The 6127-nt window shown below is 61.8% G+C and carries 3 protein-coding genes; 2 read left to right on the top strand and 1 reads right to left on the bottom strand.

What is annotated here, in order from left to right:
- The first annotated feature begins 40 nt into the window (after window positions 1–40).
- Window positions 41–754 (top strand): DUF4167 domain-containing protein, encoded by a 714-nt coding sequence (locus tag K6M89_RS24050; RefSeq protein ID WP_222141235.1) that lies wholly within the window; start codon window positions 41–43, stop codon window positions 752–754.
- Between the two features lie 253 nt (window positions 755–1007).
- On the top strand, window positions 1008–3608 hold the full coding sequence (clpB, locus tag K6M89_RS24055) for an ATP-dependent chaperone ClpB (protein WP_222141236.1): 2601 nt from the start codon (window positions 1008–1010) through the stop codon (window positions 3606–3608).
- A gap of 99 nt (window positions 3609–3707) precedes the next feature.
- Here the strand turns inward: clpB and K6M89_RS24060 are convergent, their stop codons facing one another.
- Window positions 3708–5648 carry a M23 family metallopeptidase gene (locus tag K6M89_RS24060; protein ID WP_222141237.1) on the bottom strand — a complete coding sequence of 647 codons (1941 nt, stop codon included), beginning with the start codon at window positions 5646–5648 and terminating at the stop codon, window positions 3708–3710.
- Between the last annotated feature and the right edge of the window lie 479 nt (window positions 5649–6127).

Here is a 6127-nt window from a genome sequence, read left to right on the forward strand (position 1 = left end):
CATGTATCCATCACAAACAGAGAATTCAGGTGAACGATCTATGAGGCCAGGACAGCAAAACAAGCGCGGTCGAGGGCGTGGTAACAACAATAACAACGGCGGCGGCGGAAATAACAACAACAACAACAATTTTAACCGCAAGGGCGGGAACCCGCTGACCCGGACCTATGACAGCTCCGGCCCCGATGTGAAGATTCGCGGCACCGCCCAGCATATCGCCGAGAAGTATGCGCAGCTTGCCCGTGATGCCCAGAGCTCCGGCGACCGCGTGATGGCCGAGAACTATCTTCAGCACGCCGAACATTACAATCGGATCATCGCCAGCGCTCAAGCGCAGATGCAGGAGCGTTTCCAGCGCGACGATCGTGGCGATTACAATGACCGCGACGGGGCGGATCGCGACAGCGACGATATTGATAACAACGACAATGAGGGCGATGATGTCGTTGTCGTCCAGCCGCCGCAGAGCAGGCAGCACCAGCCGCAGGCACAGCCGCAGCCGGCTCCCGCTCCGGCACCTCAGCCCGAGGTCATCGATGGAACCGGCCCGCAGCCGGAGATCGAAGGCATTCCTGCCGAGGTCGCCATGGACGAGGAAGGTTCCGCCGGCCAGCCGCGCGAACGACAGCCCCGCCGCCGCAGCGCCGGCAACCGTCCCCGTCGCCCGCGTCGTGGCGCAGAAGGCGACGCAGCCTCGGAAGGCGAGGGCGCTTCCGCAGAGGCGCCTGTTCTGGCGGACGCCACATCGGAGTGAAGGATTTCGCCTTTCCTTCGGGAAGAGGCGGGACGTTCATACCATCTGCCCGGATTTGCTTGAAAATCCCCGGCCTTGCGCCGGGGATTTTCATTTTACGGGCTCTTTAAACTGCTGGAACAGGCTACCATATTCTCCTCGAACTGCTTCGCCCAAATCGAGAGACGGGCAAGCGCGGCCTGCCTTTTCAGGGGGTCGATCTCAATCATCGGTCTGCGCCTCGTAAGGGCAGGGCGATCCATGGAGGTGGAATATGAATATCGAAAAATATTCGGAGCGGGTGCGCGGCTTCATCCAGTCGGCGCAGACCTATGCGCTGGCGCAGGGTCATCAGCAATTTTCGCCCGAGCATGTGCTGAAAGTCCTGCTCGATGACGATCAGGGCATGGCGGCGTCGCTGATCGAGCGCGCCGGCGGCGATCCCAAGGCTGCCCGCCTTGCCAATGACGCCGCCCTTGCCAAAATGCCGAAGATCTCAGGCGGCAACGGCAACATTTATCTGGCGCAGCCGCTTGCCAAGGTGCTTTCGACCGCCGAAGAGGCGGCGAAGAAGGCCGGCGACAGCTTCGTCACCGTGGAACGCCTGCTGCAGGCGCTGGCGATCGAATCCTCGGCGTCGACCTTTTCGACGTTGAAGAATGCCGGCGTCACGGCTCAGGGCCTGAACCAGGTCATCAACGATATCCGCAAGGGTCGGACGGCCGATTCTTCCAACGCCGAGCAGGGCTTCGATTCTCTGAAGAAATTCGCGCGTGATCTGACCGGCGAGGCTCGCGAGGGCAAGCTCGATCCGGTCATCGGCCGCGACGACGAGATTCGCCGCACCATCCAGGTCCTGTCCCGCCGCACCAAGAACAACCCGGTGCTGATCGGCGAGCCCGGCGTCGGCAAGACGGCGATCGTCGAAGGGCTGGCGCTGCGTATCGTCAACGGCGACGTGCCGGAATCGCTCAAGGACAAGAAGCTGATGGCGCTCGATATGGGCGCGCTGATTGCCGGTGCGAAATATCGCGGCGAATTCGAAGAGCGGCTGAAGGCCGTGCTCAACGAAGTGCAGGCGGAAAACGGCGAGATCATCCTGTTCATCGACGAGATGCACACGCTGGTCGGCGCCGGCAAGGCCGATGGGGCAATGGATGCCTCCAACCTGCTGAAGCCTGCTCTTGCCCGCGGCGAGCTGCATTGCGTCGGCGCGACCACGCTCGACGAATATCGCAAACATGTCGAGAAGGATCCGGCGCTTGCCCGTCGCTTCCAGCCCGTCGTCGTCGACGAGCCGACGGTCGAAGATACGATCTCGATCCTGCGCGGCCTCAAGGAAAAATACGAGCAGCATCACAAGGTGCGTATTGCCGATGCGGCGCTTGTCGCCGCCGCGACACTGTCCAACCGTTACATCACCGACCGTTTCCTGCCCGACAAGGCGATCGATCTGATGGATGAGGCGGCAGCGCGGCTGCGCATGCAGGTGGATTCCAAGCCGGAGGAGCTCGACGAGCTCGACCGCCGCATCATCCAGCTGAAAATCGAGCGCGAGGCGCTGAAGAAGGAAACCGACGCCGCGTCCGCCGATCGGCTGAAGCGGCTGGAGACCGAACTTACCACTCTTGAAGAGGAAGCCGATGCGCTGACGGCCCGCTGGCAGGCGGAAAAGCAGAAGCTTGGCCTTGCCGCCGATCTCAAGAAGCAGCTCGACGATGCCCGCAACGAACTGGCGATCGCCCAGCGCAAGGGTGAATTCCAGCGTGCCGGCGAACTGACCTATGGCGTCATTCCCGATCTCGAAAAGCAGCTCGTCGACGCCGAGAAGCAGGATGGCGAACGCGGCGCGATGGTCCAGGAGGTGGTTATCCCCGACAACATCGCCCATGTCGTGTCCCGCTGGACCGGCATCCCGGTCGACAAGATGCTGGAGGGCGAACGTGACAAGCTGCTTCGGATGGAAGACGAGCTGGGGAAATCGGTGATCGGCCAGGGCGATGCGGTTCAGGCCGTGTCGCGCGCGGTGCGGCGCGCCCGCGCCGGCCTGCAGGATCCGAACCGGCCGATCGGCTCGTTCATCTTCCTCGGCCCGACCGGCGTCGGCAAGACGGAGCTCACCAAGGCGCTCGCCCGCTTCCTGTTCGACGACGAAACGGCGATGGTGCGCATGGATATGTCGGAATATATGGAGAAACACTCCGTTGCCCGGCTGATCGGTGCGCCTCCCGGCTATGTCGGTTATGACGAAGGCGGAGCGCTGACGGAGGCGGTGCGCCGCAGGCCTTATCAGGTCGTGTTGTTCGACGAGATCGAGAAGGCGCATCCTGATGTCTTCAACATCCTGCTGCAGGTACTGGACGATGGACGTCTCACCGACGGCCAGGGCCGGACGGTCGATTTCCGCAACACGATGATCATCATGACCTCGAACCTCGGCGCCGAATATCTGACGCAGCTCAGGGACGGCGACGACAGCGACACGGTTCGCGAACAGGTGATGGAGGTCGTGCGCGGGCATTTCCGGCCGGAATTCCTGAACCGTATCGACGAGATCATCCTCTTCCACCGCCTGAAACGCGAGGAGATGGGCGCGATCGTCGATATCCAGCTGAAGCGGCTCGTGGCTCTGCTGTCGGAGCGCAAGATCGTCATCGATCTCGATGAGGACGCCCGCCACTGGCTGGCGAACAAGGGATACGACCCGGTCTACGGCGCAAGGCCGCTGAAGCGGGTGATCCAGAAATTCGTGCAGGATCCGCTGGCCGAGCAGATTCTGTCCGGCCAGGTGCCGGATGGATCGACGGTGAAGGTGACAAGCGGTTCGGACCGGCTGCAGTTCCGGACACGGCAGACGGTCAGCGAAGCGGCATAGGCCGAGCCGTCGGATGAATGAGAAATGGCGGCTTTGGCCGCCATTTTTTGTGGGCCGAGACCCCCCGGCAGTTCATCAGCCTGCCGGGTGCGGCGACGATTACTTGCTCGCCACCTGATCCGGTGTCTGGTTGTTCAGCAGCGTATCGATGCGCTTGCGCTCATCCTCGAATTTTGCCAGTGCCTCGCCCTGCAGCGATTTGCCGCCGGGCAGGCGAATGCGCAGCGGATCGACCTTGGTGCCGTTGACGATCAGCTCGTAATGCAGATGCGGGCCGGTGGATTCGCCCGTCGTGCCGACCCAGCCGATCACCTGGCCCTGGCGGATCTTGGCGCCGGGCACGACGCCCTTGGCGATGGCGCTTTGGTGATTGTAGGAGGATTCGTAACCGTTCGCATGGCGAATGATCGTCTGGTTGCCATAGCCACCGGAATCCCACCCGGCTTTCTCGACCGTGCCGTTGCCGGCAGCGATGATCGCCGTGCCGCGGGGGGCCGCCCAATCGACGCCGGTATGCATGCGGGCAAAACCGAGGATTGGGTGCCGGCGCATGCCGAAGCCGGATTTGAAGATGCCGTTCGGAACCGGGTTGCGCAGCAGGAACTGGCGGATGCTCTTGCCGTTCTCGTCGAAATAATCGACCGTGCCGTCCTCGGGATCCTGGAAGCGGTAGAAGCGCGTCTGCGTATCGCCGAAACGGGCGTTGACGTAGAGCAGTTCGGAATCCTCGGTTGCCTGGCCGGCACTGTCGGCGACGGAGAAGAAGGCCTCGAGCGTATCCGTCGGTCTCAGCTGCGCCTGGAAATCGACATTGCTGGCGAGCAGCTTGATGATCAGCGCGGTCATATCCCTGGTCATGCCGTAGGAAAGCGCGGCGCGAAAGATGCCGTCATAGACCCGCGGCAGGTTCTGGCCGGGCGCCGGCGCGAAGGAATTGTCATCAAAGGCTGTGGCGATGGCATCCAGCATCGGCGGCTCGCTGCCGGACACATATTTGCCCTTGTCGTCGAGAGCCACCGTGACCAGATGGCGCGTGCCGCGATAGACGCTGGCCCGGATGATCTTTGCCTGTTCGCCCTTCTGGATGATGCCGATCCGCAGCACGTCGCCTTTTTCGAGGTCGCTGGCTCCCAACTGCTGGGCAATGATGCCGGCAATGCCATCGGCATATTGCTGCGGATAACCGGAATCTGTCAGCGCCTTGGCGATGGGTGCGTCGGCGCGCACCGGCAGGATGTCGTCGGCGAATTCTTCGGTCTGCGGCGTGATCGATTCCGGTGCGGAGACCGTCATGTTCTGCTCGAGCACGCGGGCGGAGAGACCCGCGGTCAGATCGACATCGGCGTCCTCGTTCGAGAAACGACGCGGGTCGACGTAATAAAGCGCTGCGAGTTGCGTATTGCCGTCGGTTAGCACGGAACCGTTGGAGCGCACATTTTCTTCGACCTCCTCGAGTGACAGGCCGGAGGCCATCTTCATACCGGTCTTGCCGGTCGGGAAGGCAATGGTTTTCAGGCTGACTTCGGATTCAACGTCGGAGCCGTAAAGCGCGCCGGTGCGGCTTTGCGGGGCAGGCTGCGGCTCGTCGGCGGAGAAGATCGCCAGGGGGTCGAAATCGGGATAGTCCTCGGTCGCGACATGGTTGGCGGCCAGCGTCATCTTCACATGCGCGAAGGGCTGGCGGCGCACGACCTCTTTTTCGCCGTCGTGGACGACGGTCGAAACTTCCATGATCGCCCGGTCGGACGGTTTTGCGGCGATGGCGGGTGCGATCAGCCGGCCGCCGCGGACGACGGTCGTATCCTCATGCGCCTCTGCGGCAGCACTCGCATAGGCTTCGGCTGGGATAGCCAGCTGCTGGCGGCCATCAAGGGCGGCAAACAGGGCGACGCCCATCAGGACGGAAGAGGTAATGCCGGTGAGGAACGTGCCCGAGAGCCAGCGCAGGGAAACCTCGCGACGGTCGGGAGCGCGCCTGCCGTCGGCCAGAAGCGGAGGCTCGTTGCCCAACGAGCGGATCATCATTTTCTCCGTCATCATGGCAGTCGGGTCCGCGTCCTTGCATTTGACGTCTCTGGGAGCATTTCTTGACCATCCTGGCTGGGGCGAAAGATGTGCATATTTTAGGCATGGAAGTCAAATCACGCAGAGAAGGGCAGTTTGCCCGCCTTTGCCTGTGTGAATCGTGTGTCTGTTAAGACCAGCAGATTGTGATGATGTCGGGGCGCTGGGAGACGAAAGAGCGTTCTTTCCGGCGAAAAGTCGAAGAATGTTCACTTCTCCCGCTCCGTGAGGCGGGTCGGAATCCGGGAAACGATCGCGTCTGCGCGCCGTTCGAAATATCATCTGTAAAAACAATTGCTTGAAAGAAAAATGATTTTTTTCGAAAAGCGCTGTTGACTTGGAAAAGGGGTTGGTTCTATAAGCCCACTCACTGAACGAGGGCGGCGGCGCTGCTGGCGACGAAGTCTCTCGCTCTCAAGAAACTCAAGCGGATTGGCGATTGCTGGTTTGTGTTC

The sequence above is a fragment of the Rhizobium croatiense genome (assembly GCF_019793465.1).
Taxonomy (GTDB): domain Bacteria; phylum Pseudomonadota; class Alphaproteobacteria; order Rhizobiales; family Rhizobiaceae; genus Rhizobium; species Rhizobium croatiense.